Genomic DNA, 20461 nt, shown 5'->3' on the forward strand with positions numbered 1-20461 from the left:
GGCCGTGTCAGATCGTCAGATCAATCACATATCGCAATTTCGGCAACAGGCGTCCCGCTATTGAACCGGACGGCGAGGAGCCAATCAGAACCGCCCCCATATGCCGGTAAAACGCAACCGCATTTGGGTCGCTGTCAATGGTAAAACTACCCGCACCGGTATCTTTCGCCGCCATCACGGCCCACCGAAACAAGGCCTTGCCGATGCCCGTGCCAATTGCCTCCGGCACCACAAATATTTTTTCCAGAACCGCCTCGGACGGTGTCAGGTCCAACTGGACCAGCCCGTACACCACACCATCACATTCAGCCACCGCCATCGCGGAGCTTTGCATCATCGCCCCGGTGACGGTCAGCTCTTCCCGGCAAGCTGCAAGAAAGGCGTCATCATACCCCCAATGAGCTTTGGAGCGTAGGCACAAATCGAAAAGGGCTTCGCATTCCGCCAGAAGCGGCGCGCGAACAATCATGCAACTTTGCCCTTTGCTAATTGGCGAGAGCCGCAGGCAACCTTTGCCGCAGCGCAGATCATCTCTTCAGTACATCCTGATATTCGCTGTATCTTTGAAACTGAACTTTTGCATAGGAGCAGAGAGGAATGATTTTCAGCCCGCGTTCGCGCGCCAGTTCCACACCGCGCTTCACCAGCGCAACGGCAGCGCCGGTCCCCTTCATCGCATCATCGACGCCAGTATGATCAATGATCCAGGTCGTTTCACCGGCTTTGGAGACGGTCATTTCACCGGATTTCACTGGTCCGTCATGGCCGTCCTTCGGCGCGTAGAGTGAGAAAACTCCTTTACTGTCACCCTCACTGAACACAATTTCAAAATCAGCCATCACGGCTCTCCTTTTTCATTGATAACGCCATTTTCTCCAGCAAAGCGGCGCGCGAGGGCACAAATAGACCCTCGATCCAGATTGTTTCCAGGGCCTTCAGGCAGCGGCCCATTTCTGGGCCGGGCTTCAGGCCCTGTTGCTTCAGATCGGCGGCTTTCACAGGAAACAACGGCACCTGCCAGTCTTTCAACGGCTTTGCCCAGGCCGAATATTGCTCATCACAATTAGCGACCGGCCGGCTCGCCAGATAGGCCACTTCATCGGCCACATCCGGCCCGAAATGATAGGCCGCAAGCCGGATCTGAAAAGCATCGTCAAAGCCGCATTTTTCCAGAAATTCCAGAGCTGCGAATAAGGTTTCAAGCCTGCCAATCTCGGCTTTGGAGAACTTCAAATCCCGGACAGTTTGCAACAGTCGGTCCCTCTGCTGTTTCCACAACACTACAGCACGCAAGGACCAGTCGACACGGTCACACTTTGCCAGAGCAGCAAAATCCGCACCCTCTACGCCCAGATGAAGCTGCGTCAGCACAGCATTTGCCGCTTTCATCACCGTGCTGAGTTGCGCCGGCCGCGGTGCAGACAGCAGTTTTTTGATCTCGCGCTGAATGCGCTCCGCCGACAACTGGTCCAGCAATTGCAAATTGTTCAGCGATGCGGCAAGCCCCTCTGCATCCGGCATGCCTTCTCCATAATGCGCGGAGAAGCGGAAAAACCGCAAAATCCGCAGGGCATCTTCTGCAATGCGCTGACGCGCGGTTCCAATAAAACGCACTCGGCCGCGCAGACAATCATCCAATCCCGCCACCAGATCATACAACACGCCGTCACGATCCACGCTCAGCGCATTCATGGTGAAATCCCGGCGCTCCATGTCATGCTGCCAGTCGGTGCCAAAGCGCACAATGGCGCGGCGGCCATCGGTTTCGATGTCCTCGCGCAAAGTCGTGACTTCATATTTTGTGCCATTGCCGACGACGGTGACAGTCCCATGATCAATCCCGGTCGGCACGGTCTTGAAACCGGCCGCTGCGGCCCGCTTCATCACCTCATTCGGGGGATGCACACAGGCCAGATCCAGATCACTCACGGCAAGGCCGCGCAGCGCGTTGCGCACCGCCCCGCCAACAACCCGCACCTGATCCGCTCCGCCACCCAGCGCCCGCATCAATCTGCAAAGCTGCTTTTCGTGCAGAAATGTTTCCTGGAACAAGGCTTTGTGGGTGTCACACCTGGTCACAACCTACTCCGGGGTGGTTGGTTCCGGTTCGACGATATTGCCCGGCAGCAATTGGCCATCTTCAAAGCGGGCCGGCTGATAGACCCCGTCAGCGGAAAAGCCGGTATAATTGGTCAGCACCACAATAACCACCACAGTCAAACCGGCCCCTATCACTGACAGCCAGCCAAGTGCCTTGACCGTCAGGCTTTCACGGATCGCCGTCCGGCCCATGCTGAAATAAATATAGGATACGTAAAGCGCGAATGGCACCAGGAACAAAATTGCATAAGTCAGATAAAATCGAGTCATGATGGATACAGGGTCTCGTAAAGAGTTTTCAGAATTCCGGCGGTAACGCCCCAGATATAGTGTGTCTCATAGGGTATTGCATAAGTCTGTCGCATTGCCCCCTTCCATTCCAGTTCCAGCTTTTGATAATTGCTGCCGCTCATCAGGAAAGCCAGCGGAACTTCGAATATTGCATTCACCTCATCAGGATTGGCAAACAGTTTCAAAGGCGGCTTTACCAGACCGACCACAGGTGTGATGTCATAGCCACTGCCGGTTGCATAGGGGTGCATTTTACCCAGCAGATGAACACTTTGTGGTGCCAGCCCAATTTCCTCCTGCGCTTCACGCAGCGCAGTCATCGGTGAGAATGCGTCTGTCGCATCCGTTCTGCCACCTGGAAAGGCGATCTGCCCGGCATGGGATGACAGGGTTTCGGTGCGGTGGGTCAGCAGCACTGTCGCCCCGTCCACATGCTGCACGATGGGAATCAGAACGGCTGCGGGCTTGAGCAGTTTCGGCGGCTGTGGCCGCTGCAGATCAAGCATGTGGTCTCCGGTTTCCAGCCGCGGCTTGCCGGGACCGAAAGCCGCTGAGAACCGCCTGCGAAACTCCGCCAGCACGGGGTCCGTCATGTTGCCTGCGGATGGCGTTGCCCTATCCCTCACGAGGGGCTGTTTTCCATAGCGCGGGCCAGATCCGCCATTGCCATCATGGCAAAAAACCGGCCACAACTTGCAACGCCAAACCAGGACTCCCCGTCAATCTCGGCCTCTTCGCCAAAATCGGCCAACTGATACAGTAATGGCCTGCCAAGCCGCGCTTCCAGCCGTCCGCGGATCAGGCAATAAGGCGTCAGCCCTCCGGTTTCCGCATCAATCGCGAAGCGCAGCGGATGGTCTTGTGAAATCACCACCACATCATCAACATTTGTGCGCAGAACCAGCGCATCGGTGCCGTCATCCTGACTTATCCTGTCCAGTTCAACACCGATGAAGGGAACATCCTCAACCTGAAGACCAACCTTTTCCACCGGTGTGACCAGCAGGTAGCGGCCATCTTCATCATGTCGCAACACCGATGAAAACAGTTTCACCAGAGGCATCCGTCCAATTGGCGTGCCCATGTAAAACCAGGTACCATCGCGCGCAATGCTCATATCCAGATCACCACAAAAAGGCGGATTCCAACTGTCCACTGGCGGCATGCCGCGTTTGCCATGATGATTGGCCGCCCGCAGAATATTGTCATAGCGTGCCTGCCGTTCGGACTTTTCCTGCCCCATGTTCCCTGTTTCTGCCACTGCATCCTCTTTCGCGCCTGTTGAGCACTCTCAATCTATGCAGCCTTGGCTAAACATGCAAAACAGGCAACATATTTCCTGCCAATTTGTAATATTTAAGGCCTCGACGCCTGTCTTGGTTTCGCCCAAGATAAAGGCCAATATTGCAGGCCAATACTGCGCGCCAACGGGGATGCCATGAGCGAAACAGCGACAGCGCCGGCTGATGCCGGACAATCGGACATTGTAGTGCGGGCCGACGAGGCAACAGAACTTCTGCAACAGGTCAAAACCGCCATCGGCAAAGTGATCTACGGACAGGCTGATGTGGTCGAGCAGGCATTGACCACGGTTCTGGCCGGCGGCCACGGTCTGCTGGTCGGCGTGCCCGGCCTTGCCAAAACCAAGCTCGTCGACACAATGAGCATTGTTCTCGGCCTCGATGCAAGGCGCATACAATTCACTCCCGATCTGATGCCGTCCGACATTCTTGGCTCTGAAGTGCTGGAACAGGGCAATGATGGCAGCCGCAACTTCCGCTTTATCAAAGGGCCCATTTTCGGCCAGTTGCTGATGGCTGACGAAATCAACCGTGCCAGCCCGCGCACGCAATCGGCATTGCTGCAGGCGATGCAGGAATATCACGTCACCATCGCCGGAGAGCGGTTCGATCTGCCCGCGCCGTTTCATGTATTGGCAACCCAGAATCCGCTGGAGCAGGAGGGCACCTATCCGTTGCCGGAGGCACAGCTTGACCGGTTTTTGATGCAGATTGACGTGCTCTATCCGGAACTTGATGCCGAGCGTCAGATCCTGCTTGAAACCACCGGTTCACAGGACGCGACGCCGGAGACCGTGCTATCGCCCGAAAGCCTGCTTGACATGCAGGCGCTGGTGCGCAGCATTCCGGTTGGCGAAAAAATTGTCGACGCCATCCTGGCGCTGGTGCGGGCCGCGCGCCCCGAGGGCAATGATGAAGACGGCCTGACCCGGCATATCGCCTGGGGCCCTGGACCGCGCGCCGGACAGGCGCTGATGCTGACCTGCCGCGCCCGCGCCCTGCTTGATGGCCGCCTTGCGCCCTCGATGGACGATATTGTTGCACTGGCCGGGCCGGTTCTGCAGCACCGTATGGCGGTAACCTTTGCCGCACGGGCGGACGGCATTACTGTTCGCAAATTGATCGCAGATCTCGTAGAGACACATCTTTGAGAGCGCTGCATCATCATGGCAAGGTATTTGCAAAGGCTCGCTCTTCCATCAGGACAGGTGAGTGCTGACCCATGTTGTGGCCGACATCCCGACAAGCTGATCCAGCCGGCGCGCCACCCGATGCTGACTTGCAGATTCACGCCGCGCGCCAGGTTGCGGATGTCCTGCCGGATATTCTGGTCGCCGCCGAGCGCATTGCCAACACTATAGCGCTGGGGCTGCACGGACGGCGCAAATCGGGTCCGGGCGAGGATTTCTGGCAGTTCCGGCCTTACACTTATGGCGAGCCGGCAACCCGGATTGACTGGCGCCGCTCCGCCAGTCAGGAAGAATTGCAAATACGAGAGCGCGAGTGGGAAGCTGCACATACCGTCTGGCTGTGGCCGGATTTGACCGGATCAATGGCCTATTGCTCGCATCTGTCCGACACTGCCAAACGCGATCGGGCACTGTTGCTGACCATGGCTCTCGCGATTGTTCTGACCCGCAGCGGGGAACGGGTCGGCCTGCTCGGGGCCATGCCGGCACGCGCCGACCGCAAGGCAGCGGAAGCCATTGCCGATATTCTCGGCACCCTCAAAGATCCGACCGCCCTGCCCGTCGGCGCCGCGCCCAAACGGTTTACCGATGTGGTCGTGTTCAGTGATTTTCTGGATGCTGTTGAGGATGTCAGTGCAGGCATTGCCCGGCTTGCAGCGCTGGGCGCGCGTGGCCATCTGGTGCAGATCAACGATCCAATTGAAGAAAGCTTTCCCTTCACCGGACGCGTTCAGTTCAGCGAAGCGGAAAGCGGTCTGAAACTCACGGCCGGGCGCGCAGAAGTCTATCGCGCGGCCTATCAGGCACGCCTGGCAGAACGCCGCGCCCGTTTGCAGGCATTCTGCCGAAAAATGGGCTGGACCTTTGCCATTCACCACACCGACCGGCCCGTCAGCGAGGCGTTGATGGCGCTTTACACGCGCCTGACCGATGACGGCACCGCTGATGCGCTGCCGGCGGAACAGATCGGCGGGGGGATCTGAATGCCACTTGCTTTTGCAACCCCATTGATCCTCACCGCGCTGCTGCTGTTGCCCGCAATCTGGTGGCTTTTGCGCCTGACACCGCCCAAACCCCGCAATGTGCGGTTTCCACCCACCCGTCTGTTGCTGGATATTATCAAGCCAGATGAAACGCCGGCTTATAGTCCCTGGTGGATGACGGCCATTCGACTTGCCCTGGCCGCCGCAATCATTGTCGCACTGGCAGGCCCGCTATGGCAGCCCGATGAAAACCGCGCCCCGCTTGCAGGCCACAGTTTGATTATTGTCGATAATGGCTTTGCCTCCGCGCCGGACTGGACAGCGCGCATGGCGGCGGTGAACCGGCTGATCGATGCCGCTGCTGAAAATGATTTCCTCATTGCCCTGGTCCCTGCCATTGCAACAGCAGGAGATTATATTGGTGCCACCACCGCGCCGCCGCCGCAACTGCGCTCCGCCGCCGAGGCCCGCAGTCTGGCCCAGGCTCTGGAGCCACAGGCTTTGCCGTTGGACAGAGTGCGGCTGGCCGACCATATCAATGCCTTTCTTGCCAGCAGGGCCGGTGCCGATATAGCGCAGATTGTCTGGATTTCCGACAAGTTGGCAACAGCACAGCAGAGCGGATTGGCCGCGCCGGGCGATCAATTATTCCTGACCACATTAAACGACAGCAATCTTCCGGTGATCCTGTTACAGCAGAGCAAACCGTTGCTGGCGCTGAATCCGCCGGTCAATGGTGTTGACGATATGACGGTTTCTGCCAACCGCTTGGATATCACCGGCCAGGACAGCAGACTGGTGCAGGCGTTTGATCTGCAGAACCGGCTCATTGCAACCTCCGAACTGACCTTCGAGGAAGACAGCGCGAGCGCTGAGGCAATTCTCGATTTGCCGACGGAATTGCGCAACGATATTGCGCGCATCGAAGTTTCGGGCAGCGGCACCGCTGCCGGCGTTCAATTGCTCGATGACAGATTTCGCCGAAAAGTGGTTGGCATACTCTCCGGCGAAGGTGCGGAAGCCGCCCAGCACTTGCTGTCGCCTGCCTATTATGTGCGTCGCGCCCTTGGCCCCTATGCTGATCTGCGGGCCGAAGCAGGAGCCAATATTGCCACTTCGATCGAGGCTTTCATCAATGAGGGCGTTTCGGTCATTGTCATGACCGATGTCGGAACCTTGCTGGGCGATGCGGGACAACAACTGCAAAGTTTCATCAATTCCGGTGGCCTGGTGATCCGCTTTGCCGGCCCGCGCCTTGCCTCTGCTGAAGACAGCCTTGTGCCGGTTGAATTACGCTCCGGCGGCCGGATACTCGGTGGCAGCCTGTCATGGGAAACACCGCAGCAACTCGCCGGCTTTTCTGAACAAAGTCCGTTTGCCGACATTTCATTGAACAAGCAGATACAGGGCGAAACCACTGTCCGCCAGCAGGTTCTGGCCGAACCGGATGCTGGCCTGTCAGACCGTACCTGGGCCTATCTGGAAGACGGCACGCCACTTGTAACGGCCAAAAAAATGGGCAATGGCTGGCTGGTGCTGTTCCATGTCACGGCGGATACAAACTGGTCGGATCTTCCATTGTCTGGTCTGTTTGTGGATATGCTCCGCGCGACACTTCCGCTGGCGCGGGTTCAGGAGACCGCCAGCAGTGTCGAATTGTCCAACGCGACCCAGAATGCCCAATTCATGCCGTTCCAGACCCTGAGCGCCGCTGGCCTGCTCGTCACGCCCGGAAATTCGGTAAAAGCCATACCGGCATCCGCTGCTGTCATGGCAACACCGGATAATCCGCCGGGCTTTTATGGTGTCCCGGAACGATACCGCGCCCTGAATGTATTTGAAGGCGACGTCACTCTGACCGAGTTTGATACCACCGACCTTACCACCGTGGCCCGGATGGATTTTGCACCAGCCAGCACCATCAATCTGAAGCCCGCCATCTTCACCATTGCCCTGGTGCTGTTGCTGGCAGATGCGCTGGCGGTGCTGCTGATGCAGGGCGTATTGGGCCGTCTGTTCCGGGGCAAACCCGGCATGCGCAATGCAGCAGGCGGATTGCTGGTTGCCATGACAATCGCCGGTCTGCTCTCCGCCGAACGTGGTTACGCCCAGGATGCTGTGCCGGCCGATGAAACTGCCGCCCTGCAGCGCGCAATGGAAGACGCCAACGAAACCCGTCTGGCCTACATCATCACCGGCAATGCCGAGATTGACGATATTTCCCGCCAGGGTCTGTCAGGCCTCAGCCAGTTTCTGGCCAGCCGCACCTCTCTGGAGCCGGCCTATCCGCGCGGCCTCAACCCGGAAACCGATGAGCTGTCCTTCTATCCACTGATTTACTGGCCCATAGACCCGGGCTCTGAACTGCCTGGTGAAGAAACCATGGCGCGCATAGATGCCTTCATGAAACAGGGCGGCTCGGTGCTGTTCGACACCCGCGATCAATTGTCAGCTGCGGGCAGCACCGGCTTTGGCGCAACTCCGGCCAGCCTCAAACTGCGCAGCATGCTGGCCAGTCTGGATGTACCGCCTCTTGAGCCGGTACCGGTGGGGCATGTCCTGACCAAATCCTTCTTTCTGCTGTCGGTCTTTCCCGGCCGTTATCTTGGTAGCCCGCTCTGGGTGGAAGCACGCAATCAGGATGGCAGCACAGAAAGCCGCGCCGCAGACGGTGTTTCCTCGATACTTATAACCGCCAATGATTTTGCCTCGGCCTGGGCAGTATCCGTGGATGGCCGGCCTTTGCTGCCGACAGTGCCGAACGATCCACGCCAGCGCGAATTGGCGTTCCGCACCGGTGTCAACATTGCCATGTATACGCTGACCGGAAACTATAAAGCCGATCAGGTGCATCTGCCTGCTCTGCTCGAAAGGCTCGGGCAATAAGTATGAGTTGGTCGCTTGCCTTTGAACCTATGATCCCGCTCTGGGCGCTGCTGGCTGCAAGTCTCGCAGCGCTGGTTCTGGCGCTGCCCGCTCTGGCTTTCCGGCTGCGTGGTGCACCGCTTCGCGCCCTTGCACTTGTAGCCCTGGTTCTGGCTCTGGCAAATCCTGTGGTGGAGCGCGAAGAACGCGAGCGTCTCACCAATGTCGCTGCCATTGTCGTCGACCGCAGCGAAAGCCAGAGCCTTGATGATCGTACGGAACAGTCCGAAACCGCTCTTCAGGATCTGAAGCAACGACTGTCCGCTCTCGATAATGTTGAAGTGCGCGTTGTCGAAGCAGGCGAGCATCGCGCTGCCGGCAGTGACGGCACGGCCTTGTTTGCCAACCTCACACAGGCATTGGGAGATGTCCCGCCAGAACGTCTGGCCGGAACATTCTTCATCACCGACGGCCAGATCCACGATATTCCGGCCGATGCCAACGCACTTGGCCTGTCCGGCCCGGTCCACGGCCTTGTGACTGGCACCGAAAATGAGCGAGACATAAGGGTGGTGCTGGAAAGCGCACCGCGTTTCGGCATTGTCGATGAAACCCAGACCGTGCGTCTGCGCATTGAGGATACCAGGGCACCCGGAGGCTCTGGGCCACGCCCGGAAATGCCGCTGATCGTCAGCCGCGATGGCGAAATCATCGACACTTATTCTGTCCCGGTTGGCGTTACCGTGCCGTTGACCATTGATATTACCCATGGCGGGTTGAACCTGTTTCAGTTTCAGCTGGCACCGATTCCGGGAGAACTGACCGAGATCAACAACACCGCATTGCTGCAGGTTGAGGGCATCCGGGAAAATCTGCGTGTGCTGCTGATTTCCGGAAAACCCCATGCCGGCGAACGCACCTGGCGCAATCTGCTGAAGTCTGATGCTTCGGTGGATCTGGTTCATTTCACGATTTTGCGGCCACCGGAAAAACAGGACGGCACGCCGATCAATGAATTGTCGCTGATCGCCTTTCCGACACGGGAACTGTTTTCCGAGCGCATTGACGAGTTTGATCTGATTATCTTTGATCGCTACGAACGTCTCGGCGTCCTGTCCCAGGTGTATTTTTTCAATATTGCCGGGTATGTCGCCCGTGGCGGCGCGGTTATGTTCGCCGCCGGCCCCGGCTATTCCAGCGAAGATTCGCTGTTTCAGACCCCGCTCTCATCCATTTTGGCGGCGCAGCCCACCGGTGCGGTTGTCGAAGAACCGTTCTATGCCCGCGTCAGCGATATTGGCAAGCGGCACCCTGTCACCCGCGGCCTTCCCGGCGCGGAACAGGAGCCACCCGCCTGGAGTCGTTGGTTCCGGCTGGTCGATGTAACACCATCGGAGTTTGAAGGCAGCACCAACACCATCATGACCGGCGCCGGCGAACGGCCTTTGCTGATGCTGTCGCGCTATGGTGAAGGGCGTCTGGCCCTGATGTTGTCAGATCACGCCTGGCTCTGGGCTCGGGGATTTGAGGGCGGCGGGCCCCATGTCCAGCTCTTGCGCCGCCTCGCCCACTGGCTCATGAAAGAGCCTGATCTGGAAGAAGAGCGATTGACCGCAATTGCCGACAATGGCCGTCTGGTGATCGAACGTCAGACATTGGAGGAATTGTCAGATACTAGCCCCGATCTCACCATCGAGATCGAATCTCCGCGTGGCGACTTACAGCGCACTCAGCTTGCACTTCAGGAACCGGGAATCTGGCAAACCGCCGTTCCCGTCGAGGATCTGGGTCTGTATCGCATCAGCGATGGCACACGGGAAACGCTTGTCCAGGTCGGACCGGACAATCCACGGGAATTTCGCGACGTGCTCAGTACAACGCAGGCGCTGGCCCCGCTGGCCGCGTTAACTGGCGGCGCTGTGGTGCGGCTCGCCTCTGCCGGAAGCGACAGTGTTGCCCTGCCCCGGCTGTTGCCGGTGCGCAGCGGCGGCGCATTGTCCGGCAGCGGCTGGATGGGATTGCAGATGAATGATGCCAGCCGGCTGATCGGCCTTGACCGGCTGCCACTGTTCGCCGGGCTGCTCGGCCTGGCGCTGCTGCTCGGCCTGTTATCCCTCATGTGGTACCGCGAAGGCCGGTGAAACGCTCTATCCGGGATGTGCCCCTTTGACATCGCCCCGTGCCAACAGTTCCGCATCGTCAGTCAGCACACAGGCCAGCAACCTGGCCGGGTCCACCGGACCGGGCAACTTTACCTGTCCATGGGGAATGACGCGAAAGCCGAAGGGCCCGTAATAGGGCTCGTCACCCACCAGAACAATCGATAGATATCCGCCGGCGCGGGCGCTGTCGACGGCCTGCCGCATCAACAGTTTCCCCGCGCCCCTGCTCTTGTATTCCGGTGTTACGGTCAGTGGTCCCAGCAACAGGCTCGGTGTGGCGCCAATGGTGATATGGCTCAAAATGACGGAGCCGACCATTTTTCCGCTCGCCGTGCTGCGGGCAATGAAACACAACTCGCTGGCTGTGCCCGCCGTTTCCCGGATGCGAAAGGCGGTGCGCGCAAACCGGCCAGGTCCGAATGTGCGCTCATGAAGGGTCAGAATTGCAGCCTCATCGGCCGGGCTCTGCAGGTGGATTGTATAATCAGGAGTGGAAAGCATAATTCAAACCGCTGTCATATCAGTCAGGTAGATGCCCTGCGGTTTGATGTTGGCCGATCAGGCCTTAAGATCCATTACCGGCAGGACGCACAATCAGGCATGCACGCAACGCGCATGCGAGCAGTCGTCGTCGGTTTCCGGCAGTGACGCAATGATGTGTCATGACACTCGAATTCGTTCAAAAGCTGCGCGGCTATAGCAGTGGCCGTCGATCCACGCAAGCGCCAGACGCACATTCCGTGCATGTGTTCGGGACGTGTCATCACCAAATCGATTTGACGAGGCGAATGCCGCGTGCTGAATGACGCTGATGGAGCTATGGGTCATTCTATCAATCGCCGCTGCGTTTCTGCAGAATCTGCGGTCGGTCCTGCAAAAACATCTCAAGGCCCGGTTGAGCAACTGGGGCGCGACCTCCGCACGCTTTGTCTTCGCGGCTCCGCTTGCGGCGTTGATTGTTGCCGGGCTCAGCGTGCTGCGCGGCGCGGCTCCGCCCACGCCGGATTTCATATTCTTCACTTATGCCTGCCTCGGCGGACTGGCTCAGATTGCCGCAACTGCCCTGCTGCTGCATCTGTTTTCCTTCCGAAATTTTGCTGTTGGCACAATCCTGTCCAAAACCGAAACTGTTCAAAGCGCAATACTTGGCTTTGTGCTGCTCAGCGAAACGATTTCCGGCCGGGCCATCTTCGCCATCGGCGTCAGCCTGATCGGGTTGATCCTTTTATCTTTGCCGGCAGGTGCCATCAGCCGCCGCAACTGGATCGACAAAACTGCATTTCTGGGCCTTGCATCGGGAGCCTGTTTTGCCATTGCAGCCGTGTCGTACCGGGCAGCCTCATTGTCTCTGCCCGGCGGCGATTTCCTGATGCGGGCCGCCGTCACCCTGTCCTTTGTCACTCTGTTTCAGGCTTTGCTGATGTGTGTCTTTCTGGCGCTGAGGGAGCCCGGACAACTCCGCCGCCTGTTCAGCGCATGGCGGATCAGCGCTTTGGCCGGCATAGCCGGCGGCCTGGCCTCCTTCGGCTGGTTCGCTGCAATGACGCTGCAGAAGGCGGTGCTGGTGAAGGCGGTCGGACAGATTGAAGTTGTGTTTTCATTTGCCGCCAGTCTGCTGTTTTTCAGGGAAACCTTCCGGCCATATGAAATTATCGGCATTCTGTTGATCACGGCTGGAATTCTGTTGCTGATCGGGACAACTTCGTAATGATCTATTTGCAACAGCTTGTGATTGTTTTCGGCCTGTCTGCACATGCTGTTTGACTCTCAAATCAGTCTGCGCATAGAATTTGCCAATATTTTTTGGAGACCACCATGTTTAAGCAGATTTTCCTGAGTTCCACGCTGTTAGTGGCCGTTGCGGGTGCAGGCTTTGCAGCCGATCCGATAGCCTATCCGGCACCGGTTCTGTACAATCCTGCGCCAGTCTATAATTGGACAGGTTTCTATGTTGGTGGCCTCATCGGCGGCGTGACCGCTGATTTTGACAACAATCTCCCTGCCAATCCGGGCCCGACCGGTGATGCCGGCGGGTTCACCATTGGTGCGCAGGTCGGTTATAACTACCAGTTGAATTCAAGCTGGGCCGCCGGTGTTGAAGCCGACATTTCATATCAGGATATCAAAGCCAAGTCATCCAGTGGCAGCTTTGAGGAAGACTGGATGTCTACTGTGCGCCTGCGTGGTGGTTATACGTTCAGCCGTTACTTCGTCTATGCCACCGCAGGCGTGGCCTTTACCCGCCGCGACGCATCTGTTTCCGGCTTTGGAAGCGGTGACGATATTGTTGCCGGTTTCACCGGCGGTGTCGGTGTTGAAGGAAAATTCAACGATCGCTGGTCGGCAAAACTGGAATATCTTTACGTTGACGTGCCCGATGACAGCTTTTCAGCTGGAAGCACCACAGTGGTCGGCGGGTCCAGTAATCATGTCGGACGTATCGGCATCAACTATCACTTCTAAACCGGGGCACATATCATGAAATTACGCATATTTCTTTTGCTCACTTCCCTCAGCATCTTGCTCGCCGCCTGCGGCTCTGGCGGATTCGACTGAGGCAACAGCTTTCGCACTGACGCCTCTCATTAACGAATGTGAGGTTGCATAGCCGGTTCGCGGCGTAAAACAACGTCGCGTCAATAAATCCGGCCTCTCCGCCGTTACCACACGGGCAGGACATCAATCTGGCTGCGCCATTCCTCCAGCCGTCGTGTCGTACCCGGAGAAATATCTGCCGGCAGATCATCCTGCGCAAAGAAGCCCAATTCGGCTATCTCCCTGTTGGGAACATCCGGGGCGCGTTTCTGTGTCCAGTCGGGACAATGAAACAGCACGACGTGGTCGCGCACTGATGCATGAGCATTCTGAAACACGCTCAGAAGCCTCGGCGGCCCGGTGAGGCCAATTCCGGCTTCTTCGCTCAACTCCCGCTCCACGGCAGCAAATGCATGCTCACCGGGATCAATTGCCCCGCCCGGAAAATACCAGCCATTGACATAGGTATGGCGCACCAGAAGAACCTTCTGGCTGTCATCAACCACCAGCGCCCTTACGCCCATCGTCATGCCGCGGCTGAAGCGTGATACTGTCAGAAATGCTGTCTGCATAAATTTTTGACGCCGTGTCAGCTTCATGAAATCCGTCTCCGCCTTCAGGCCCGGTCTGATATCCGGGCCGCCGGCAATCTGTCTTGTACCCGATTGACCGGATTAGCCGGTCTGTAAACCCGTATTGCTCCGGCCCATCGCTCCATTCACGGTTCACCGGATATGCTTTTCCTGACTAGCATATAAGCAGGCGGTGTATAGCGGATGTGCTGAAATTTGTGTTGAAGCCGAACTTCCTTCGCCGCAGCGTCGATTTTTTGGTCCGGCAGCACCTGACCACTGGATTTTAGTCCGGCAAATTGATAGTCGGGACCGATGTATCGTCTTGCACATTTTTCCGACCCTCATCTGGGACCGCTTCCGAGACCCTCGCCTTGGCAATTAATGTCGAAGCGGATCACCGGCTATGTCAACTGGCGGCGAAACCGCGGCAAAACCTTCTCGGATCTGTTCTTAAACGCGCTGATGCACGACCTTCACGAGCAACAGGCGGATCATGTCGCACTGACCGGAGATCTGGTGAACATCGCTCTGCCCGAGGAGACCCATCTTGCCGGTGTCTGGTTGCGCCGCATTGGAAAGGCAGAGCAAATCAGCCTCGTGCCGGGCAATCATGACGCTTATACCGGTGCAGGTTTAAAACGGGCTCTGCATGAATGGCGGCCATATATGCTGAGTGACGGCGGAACAGGCGATCCTGAATTTCCCTATCTGCGCCGCCGCGGCCCTCTGGCCATCATCGGCTGTTCCAGTGCAATCGCCACACTGCCTTTCATGGCGACGGGCATGTTTCTGGCAGCACAAGCCGAAGCCACAGCGCAGCTGTTGCATCAAACGCAGGACAGCTTCCGGGTTGTTCTGATTCATCACCCCCCATTTCCAAATGCAACACCCTTCCACAAGCGGTTGATCGGGGCTTCCAAATTTCGCGAAATGATCGCCGATTGCGGCGCCGAACTTGTGCTGCATGGTCACACTCATATTCACAGTTACAACGAGATTGCCGGACCCGGCGGCGACATTCCGGTCATCGGCGTGCCATCCGCCTCCAACGGACCAGGCCATAAAAGCCCTGCGGGCTGTTATAATCTGTTTGCGATCAAAGGCGAGCCCGGCCATTGGCAGATAAACTGGCAAAAACGTGGTGTTCTGGACGCTCAGGGGACAATCGGCCCGGTTGGCGAACCGTTGGTTCTGTAACCGTAAAATAAGCTCTAAGTCGCGGCCGGTGTCTGCAACCATGCGGCGATGAACAGCAACACCGCTCCCACGAACAGGCCAAGCGTGAAGGCCAGAAACAGTTTTACCCAGTCATTTGTCGGCGGGGCTGGCTGGATGATAATGGGTGGCGGCAAAACAGGCTGCTGTATTGCAACTTCGGGTCCCGCCGGCCGGGCAACGGGGGAAACGGCCGGAGTTTCCTTCTCGGCTTTATCTGCTGGCACAGTTGATTTTGAAGCCACGGGCTTTTGCTGCTGATCCGTTGGCGCAGCGGACCGATGCCGCACAATTCGTTCGGCGACATAATCAGTCACCGCATCAACGGTGTCCTCAAGACTGTTGCTGCGGAAAAGGCTGATACGGCCATTCTGTGTGTCTTTCAGAAAGTGGAAAGTCTTGCCGCCATCACTCATCACCACAAAACTGCTGAGATCCACCCAGAAACGCGGCGGATTTCCGGGCAGAAGCGCAAAAGTGAAAGCGTCCTGCCGGGCTTGTGCGACCTTCGGTATGTCCGCATGAACGCTGCGCAGGCTCTGTGCCAGCGCTTCCAAACGTGTCTGGGCGCGCATTTTATGCACCAGCATCTCGTCCGGGCCGGATGCATGTTCTGGCGAAGACTCCATCCGCTCAGGGTCGGCAGATAGGGTTTCCGCCAAACGAGTTTCGCGGATCAGTCGTGTCAGTTCGCGTATTTTGCCGCTGATGAGCCCGGCATCACTTTGCGCCATGGCAAGGACTGTTTCTTTTCAAATGGGTGTACTGCCTTCCGCGGAATTCAGTGCTGATTTGTTTAAATTATCCTGAAAATATGAACAATTAACCAATTCTCTTCATCAGGGCGGCGCTGCATCACACAGACAGTCTGCGGCCCTCGGCATCCGATTTCGCCCACAGGTCCAAAACCTGTTGCAGACGTGCACCTGTCTCAAAGTCCGGAATCGGTCCGATCCCTGCTCTGGCAACATGATAGAACGGACATAATGGCTGTTCTTCACCTGGGGTGCCCGGATGTGCTGCCATGCCTGTCTGTGAAGGTTGGCACCGGTTTCGCGACAGGTCAGAGTGAACAACAGGACTGATTTATCATGCCGATCATGCCGGCATCAGCAATCGCGCCAGGCGATGCGTCAGCAAATTTGGAAAACCGGCTTTCGACGCCGAATTCAGTGCAGAAACGCTGCAGATTGTTCGGGTTGCACTCGACCGCCGCGACAATCTCGGTACCGGCTCGGTACCGGGAATTTGCGCAAACGCAACACCATGGGCGCGTGCCATTGGTCGTGAATGTTTTCAACCCACACAAGTGTGCGAATGGTCACTATCAGACTGGAGCACAGTTTATGAGCGACAAGCGCGATAGCAAAGGCCAACTGGACTGAAAGCAGCAGGCCCGGATTTTGGCCAAGGTGCTTCTGACTGCGAATAGACGTTAAAGAACAACGACGTTCGAGCCAGTGTTAACCCGATTGTACAAGTCAACCACATCCTGGTTGAACATGCGGATACACCCGGAGGAGACCGCTTTGCCAATGCTCCATGGCTCACTTGTACCGTGAATCCGGTAAAGCGTGTCGCGGCCATTATCGTAGAGGTAAAGCGCGCGTGCGCCGAGCGGATTGTGCAGGCCCGGTTCCATACCGTTGCGATACTGCTCCAGCTCCGGCTGGCGCTCGATCATCTCACTTGGCGGTGTCCATGTCGGCCACTGTTTTTTTGCACCAATCTTGGCATTGCCGTTCCAGGAAAACCCCTGGCGTCCGACACCGATACCGTAGCGCAGGGCCTCGCCATCGCCACGAACCAGGTACAAAAACTTGTTCTGTGGATCCACTACAAGAGTGCCCGCCGGCTCCGAACCATTATAGGCTACCATCTGGCGCTGGAATTGCGGCGGCACCTGTTTCATGTCGATCCCAGGCAGTGGAAACATCTCGTCCGGCATCGGCCCATAGGCGCTGATATAAGACGGGGAGCTGTCTTCAATGCTGGCCATCCGACCGGCAGACGCGGAACACCCGGCCAGCCCGAAAGCGGCAGCTCCGAGCAAAAACGCTCTGCGTGTGGTTTTACCAGGCGCACTTTTTTGAAAAGCGTAATGTTTTACTTCGTCAATCACCAAACGGTCCTTCCCGCAAACATGCCCGCCTATATATCCAAAATCAGACGTGGCACAAATAAGAATTCATTAGCTATACGGATTCTCTGAAAAACAGATTAAATTGTGTCGAAGGCCCTCTTGCTGGTCCGTTCCAGCGTCCGAACTTTTCCGCAAGCAATTCAACCGCAACCAGTATTTCTCCTTCAGGATCCTGATCGATAATGACATCAATGATGCCCTTGCTCAGCAAGGCCCGCCGCTCTGGCGTGATCTCATGAGTGATGAAGGTGACATCCTGCTCGCAATTCTGCATCACCAAAGCCTTCGCAATCCCCTGATTCCCTGCTGATACGCTGTAAATGCCGCGAATGTCTGGCCTGTCACTCAGCAGCAGTGCAACTTCTGTCGCAAGGGACTCGATTTTTTCCTGAGTCTGTATCTCTTCTATAATGCGGCAGGCCGGATATCGTTCCTTCAATAACTCGTAAAATCCATTGCGACGGGCGTGATGGTCCATCAATTGATAGCTGCCTGCGACAATAACGATGTCACCGCCTCGAGCACCCAGAAAGCGTCCCATCAGGTCGCCGGCCACCCGTCCGGCAGCAAAATTATCCGGGCCCACATAGGCGAGCCGCTTGCTGGTCGAGACATCACTTACAAAACTGAGCACCGGCACTGCGGCGGCAGCCACGTCAATCGCTTCCCTGACCAGCGGATGCTCGTTGACGGAAATCAGAAGGGCATCGGCCTGGCCACACAGTCTGCGGATTTGTGCCGCAGTCTTGTTGGGTGTCAGAATATCGAAATAATGCAGGGACAGTTGAATATTGTGTACCGAGAAAATCTGGTTCGCCCGCAGAACCCCTTGCCGCACCCGTTCAAAAAATGGATTGCTGGGATTCTGCGTCACCACTGCCACCCGCAAAATGCGGGTTGGCCGGCGGTCCAGATTGCGATCCAGTTTCAGCTTGCGGGCCCAATCCATGACCATGCGCTCTTTTTCCGGATTGACCCCGCCACGATGATTCAGCACCCGGTCAACAGTAGCTATGCTCAGCCCGCAGGCTTTTGCCACCTGCTGCAATGTCGGTTTTTGTCCCATTTTCACGTTTCCTGCGCACTGGCTGCGATCCGGCGCAAACTGTCTGGATTTGATGGGTTTCCATCAAGTTCACCGGTTATGTCAATGATCTTCTCGCATAAGATTTTTTTACAATGAATTTCGAAAGGATTTTGCAGATTATGCTTTGGGATTTGCAAGCAATGGATACCTGTTATTTCGGCCTGGCGGTGACCTCATGACCGGCATAGCGCTTCTTGGCGCAGGTCGTATCGGGCAGGTTCACGCAAAGGCCATCGCACAAGCCGGTGCAAAACTGGTCAGCGTGTTTGATGTCATGCCAAAAGCGGCCAGAGCGTTCGGCGAGAAGACCGGCGCAACTGTCTGCGACAGCGCCCAGGCGGCGATCAATCATCCCGGCGTTGACGGTGTGCTGGTGGCAACCTCCACCGACACCCATGTCGATCTCATACTGGCCGCGGCAGATGCCGGTAAGATGGTCATGTGTGAAAAGCCGATCGCCCCAAGTCTTGCCGAAGCGCGGCGCTGCATCGATACGCTTGGTGACAGGGTCGACAAGGTGTTTATCGGTTTCAACCGGCGTTTTGACCGCTCTCATGCAAAGCTCAATGCCGCTGTCAGAGGCGGTGAAATCGGATCGCTTGAGCAATTGACCATCACCAGCCGTGATCCCTATCCGCCGCCCCTTGAGTATATCCCGGTTTCAGGCGGCCTGTTTCGCGACATGATGATCCATGATTTCGATATTGCCCGCTGGATGCTGGGCGAAGAGATTGTGAAAATCAGCGCGGAAGGCGGTGTCGCCGTCGACCCGGAAATCGGCCGGCTGGGCGATGTTGATACCGCTATTGTGACTATGGTCAGCGCAAGCGGCAAACAGATCGTCATTCTCAATTCGCGCCGCGCGGTATATGGCTATGATCAGCGCATCGAAGCTTTCGGTGCCACCGGAATGCTGATTTCCGACAACCCGTCAGAGACCAGTGTCAAACGCTTCGACGCCAGTCATTTCGCCGCCCCGGATGCCTATGCGACCTTCTTCATGGACCGCTATACCGGCAGCTACCGTGCCGAAATTGAAGCCTTCGTTGACATGATCCAGAGCGGCGGTAAATCGCCGGTCAATGCGGTCGACGGATTCATGGCCAGTTATCTGGCCGAAGCTGCCACCCTGTCATGCCAGACCGGCCGGTCAATTGAACTGGATGTCAGCGGCAAACCAACATGGGACACGCCGTCATGATGGAGCATCGCAACGCGGACACCAGAGCAGTGATCACGGGTGGCACCCAGGGTCTGGGCTATGCCATTGCCTGCCGCCTTATTGAAGAAGGTGCCGACCGGCTGGTCATCAGCGGCCGCAACATGGCACGCGGCGAGCGCGCCGCCGAGGCGCTTTGCAAACTGGGTGCACAGTGTATTTTCATCCCTGCGGACGTGTCAAAGCTGGAAGATTGCTTCAAGCTGGTTGAGCAGAGCATCGCGGCATTGGGTCATGTCAATGCACTGGTCAACTCGGCCGCCAATACCGGCCGGGGTTCGATCACCGACACAACACCCGATGTGTTTGAAAGTCATTTCAACACCAATGTGCGCGGGCCGTTTTTCATTATGCAGGGCATCATCAATCATCTGCTCGCCGAAAAGCGTCCCGGCAGTATCGTCAATATCCTGTCCATGTCCGGCTATGCCGGGCAGAGTTTTCTTGCGCCCTACTCCGCCTCCAAAGGGGCGCTCACCACCCTGACGAAAAACGTCGCCAATGCGCATGTGACAAACCGCATCCGCTGCAACGGTATCAATGCCGGCTGGATGGATACACCGGGCGAGGCGGAAATCCAGAAAATCTGGCACGATGCGGAAAAAGACTGGTTGCAGAAAGCTGAAGCCAGCCTGCCCATGGGCCAGCTTGTAAAGCCGGATCAACTCGCGGCCCTGGTGGCCTATATGCTCAGCCCGGAATCCGGCGTCATGACCGGCTCGATTGTCGATTATGATCAGAACATAGCCGGCGCGGTTCCCGAATAAGCGCTTTGCCTGCTGAGCAAGAAGTCCG

Annotated in this window: 20 protein-coding genes; 9 read left to right on the forward strand and 11 right to left on the reverse strand. The window is 57.2% G+C overall.

From position 1 onward, the window contains the following. Nucleotides 1-7: 7 nt before the first annotated feature. The 6 genes from RAL88_RS06060 to RAL88_RS06085 are packed head-to-tail and all read right to left on the reverse strand — an operon-like array spanning nt 8 to nt 3634. On the reverse strand, nt 8-469 hold the full coding sequence (locus RAL88_RS06060; RefSeq protein WP_306267995.1) for a GNAT family N-acetyltransferase: 462 nt from the start codon (nt 467-469) through the stop codon (nt 8-10). A 58-nt stretch (nt 470-527) separates the two neighbouring features. Next, nucleotides 528-839: a GNAT family N-acetyltransferase gene (locus RAL88_RS06065; protein WP_306267996.1), complete on the reverse strand. Its 312-nt coding sequence runs from the start codon at nt 837-839 to the stop codon at nt 528-530. Further along, nucleotides 832-2079 carry a CCA tRNA nucleotidyltransferase gene (locus RAL88_RS06070; protein ID WP_306267998.1) on the reverse strand — a complete coding sequence of 416 codons (1248 nt, stop codon included), beginning with the start codon at nt 2077-2079 and terminating at the stop codon, nt 832-834. The genes RAL88_RS06065 and RAL88_RS06070 overlap by 8 nt, the downstream gene beginning before the upstream one ends. A gap of 3 nt (nt 2080-2082) precedes the next feature. Then, nucleotides 2083-2370, reverse strand: a complete 288-nt coding sequence (locus RAL88_RS06075) for a DUF6111 family protein (protein WP_306267999.1) — start codon at nt 2368-2370, stop codon at nt 2083-2085. Beyond that, complete coding sequence (locus RAL88_RS06080) at nt 2367-2984, reverse strand: CoA pyrophosphatase (RefSeq protein ID WP_306268001.1); 618 nt, start codon at nt 2982-2984, stop codon at nt 2367-2369. The genes RAL88_RS06075 and RAL88_RS06080 overlap by 4 nt, the downstream gene beginning before the upstream one ends. A 29-nt stretch (nt 2985-3013) precedes the next feature. After that, entirely contained in the window at nt 3014-3634 is a 621-nt protein-coding gene (locus RAL88_RS06085; protein WP_371932165.1) for a DUF1285 domain-containing protein, read from the reverse strand. 195 nt (nt 3635-3829) lie between these two features. On the opposite strand from RAL88_RS06085, the gene RAL88_RS06090 reads away from it, so the two are divergent. From RAL88_RS06090 to RAL88_RS06105, 4 genes are all read left to right on the forward strand, one after another. After that, nucleotides 3830-4843, forward strand: coding sequence for a MoxR family ATPase (locus RAL88_RS06090; protein WP_306268003.1), 1014 nt, complete (start codon nt 3830-3832; stop codon nt 4841-4843). A 71-nt stretch (nt 4844-4914) separates the two neighbouring features. After that, entirely contained in the window at nt 4915-5865 is a 951-nt protein-coding gene (locus RAL88_RS06095) for a DUF58 domain-containing protein (protein WP_306268005.1), read from the forward strand. After that, nucleotides 5866-8751 (forward strand): DUF4159 domain-containing protein, encoded by a 2886-nt coding sequence (locus tag RAL88_RS06100; RefSeq protein ID WP_306268006.1) that lies wholly within the window; start codon nt 5866-5868, stop codon nt 8749-8751. A gap of 2 nt (nt 8752-8753) precedes the next feature. Next, a complete protein-coding gene (locus RAL88_RS06105; RefSeq protein ID WP_306268008.1) occupies nt 8754-10871 on the forward strand; it encodes a hypothetical protein in 2118 nt (705 codons plus the stop codon). Nucleotides 10872-10877: 6 nt separating this feature from the next. Here the strand turns inward: RAL88_RS06105 and RAL88_RS06110 are convergent, their stop codons facing one another. Then, nucleotides 10878-11393, reverse strand: coding sequence for a GNAT family N-acetyltransferase (locus RAL88_RS06110; protein ID WP_306268010.1), 516 nt, complete (start codon nt 11391-11393; stop codon nt 10878-10880). Nucleotides 11394-11694: 301 nt separating this feature from the next. On the opposite strand from RAL88_RS06110, the gene RAL88_RS06115 reads away from it, so the two are divergent. After that, complete coding sequence (locus RAL88_RS06115; protein WP_306268012.1) at nt 11695-12600, forward strand: DMT family transporter; 906 nt, start codon at nt 11695-11697, stop codon at nt 12598-12600. Between the two features lie 107 nt (nt 12601-12707). Beyond that, nucleotides 12708-13355: an outer membrane protein gene (locus tag RAL88_RS06120; RefSeq protein ID WP_306268013.1), complete on the forward strand. Its 648-nt coding sequence runs from the start codon at nt 12708-12710 to the stop codon at nt 13353-13355. 197 nt (nt 13356-13552) lie between these two features. On the opposite strand, the gene RAL88_RS06125 is transcribed toward RAL88_RS06120, so the two are convergent. Next, nucleotides 13553-14026 (reverse strand): NUDIX domain-containing protein, encoded by a 474-nt coding sequence (locus RAL88_RS06125; protein ID WP_306268014.1) that lies wholly within the window; start codon nt 14024-14026, stop codon nt 13553-13555. Nucleotides 14027-14314: 288 nt separating this feature from the next. Here RAL88_RS06125 and RAL88_RS06130 point away from each other — a divergent pair, with 288 nt between their 5' ends. Next, nucleotides 14315-15199 (forward strand): metallophosphoesterase, encoded by an 885-nt coding sequence (locus RAL88_RS06130; RefSeq protein WP_306268016.1) that lies wholly within the window; start codon nt 14315-14317, stop codon nt 15197-15199. A 14-nt stretch (nt 15200-15213) separates the two neighbouring features. On the opposite strand, the gene RAL88_RS06135 is transcribed toward RAL88_RS06130, so the two are convergent. The 3 genes from RAL88_RS06135 to RAL88_RS06145 form a co-directional block, all read right to left on the reverse strand. After that, complete coding sequence (locus RAL88_RS06135) at nt 15214-15951, reverse strand: hypothetical protein (RefSeq protein WP_306268017.1); 738 nt, start codon at nt 15949-15951, stop codon at nt 15214-15216. 701 nt (nt 15952-16652) lie between these two features. Beyond that, nucleotides 16653-17339, reverse strand: a complete 687-nt coding sequence (locus RAL88_RS06140; protein WP_306268019.1) for a L,D-transpeptidase — start codon at nt 17337-17339, stop codon at nt 16653-16655. A 73-nt stretch (nt 17340-17412) separates the two neighbouring features. Continuing rightward, entirely contained in the window at nt 17413-18426 is a 1014-nt protein-coding gene (locus tag RAL88_RS06145; protein ID WP_306268020.1) for a LacI family DNA-binding transcriptional regulator, read from the reverse strand. 196 nt (nt 18427-18622) lie between these two features. Between RAL88_RS06145 and iolG the strand changes: the two genes are divergently transcribed. Both iolG and RAL88_RS06155 read left to right on the forward strand, forming a co-directional pair. Then, entirely contained in the window at nt 18623-19648 is a 1026-nt protein-coding gene (gene iolG / locus RAL88_RS06150) for an inositol 2-dehydrogenase (RefSeq protein ID WP_306268022.1), read from the forward strand. Continuing rightward, the gene (locus RAL88_RS06155) at nt 19630-20433 is read left to right on the forward strand and encodes an SDR family oxidoreductase (protein WP_306268024.1); all 804 of its coding nucleotides are present in this window, start codon (nt 19630-19632) and stop codon (nt 20431-20433) included. Before iolG ends, RAL88_RS06155 begins: the two co-directional genes overlap by 19 nt. The last annotated feature ends 28 nt before the right edge of the window (nt 20434-20461 follow it).

The organism is Pararhizobium sp. IMCC3301 (assembly GCF_030758315.1).
Taxonomy (GTDB): Bacteria; Pseudomonadota; Alphaproteobacteria; order Rhizobiales.